The 761-nt window shown below is 40.1% G+C and carries 1 pseudogene; it reads left to right on the top strand.

Going from position 1 to position 761, the window contains the following annotated elements:
- Positions 1-761 (top strand): annotated as a pseudogene (locus B9N65_RS11095) (hypothetical protein); the annotation flags it as partial.

Genomic DNA, 761 nt, shown 5'->3' with positions numbered 1-761 from the left:
TATGTGGATAAAGATAAAGAGAGCATTGCTATATTTACAAAAGATAAAGACATAGTGGATATTGAAAGGATATATGACAAGATAAGAGATAAATTTGGCGTGGAAAACCCAGAAAACTACAAGGTCGATCTCTTTTTAAATGCCACACTTCTAAAAGGTGCAAATGAAGCCAAAGACTATAAATTTGGCTTTACAAATTTCAAAGATGAAAAAGAGCATGATCTCTTTGAAAACAAAGAAGATCAAAAGCCATTTTACTACTTTAGCCCAAGAGATGATGAAAGCTCTAAAGGCTCACTTGATATAACAAATAAAAACACTAGCATAAGAGTGCTTGGCTATGATATAAAGAGGGGTAGCTTAGATGTAAAGCTAAAAAGAGCTAACAATGATGAGAAAAAAGAGAAGCAAGCACAAGATAGAGAAGCGGTAAATCATCAAAACATGCCTTCTGGTGCGGTAGCTACAAATTTCACCGCTCACCCAGTCATAGAAGACGACATCATCACTTGCCCGCATGGTGGCCAAGTAGTGCTAAAAAGCAAAGCTGGCAAGAGTATCACATCTAATGGCATACCGCTCATACTAGGTCAAGACTTCTTAGGCTCGCCGATAGTTGGCTGCTCGGCAAATTCGCCATGCACCTGCGTAGCACACGTACCAAAGAGCGCACTAAGTGCCAAAAGAGTAAATGACAACCACGCTCTCATGCAAGACCTAGTTCATCACTGCTTAAGCGACAAAGGCTGCGCGCTATCAGT

The organism is Campylobacter concisus (assembly GCF_002165815.1).
Lineage (GTDB): Bacteria > Campylobacterota > Campylobacteria > Campylobacterales > Campylobacteraceae > Campylobacter_A > Campylobacter_A concisus_BH.
Note: the sequence above shows the minus strand (reverse complement) of the source record. Positions and strands in the feature narration are given on the sequence as shown.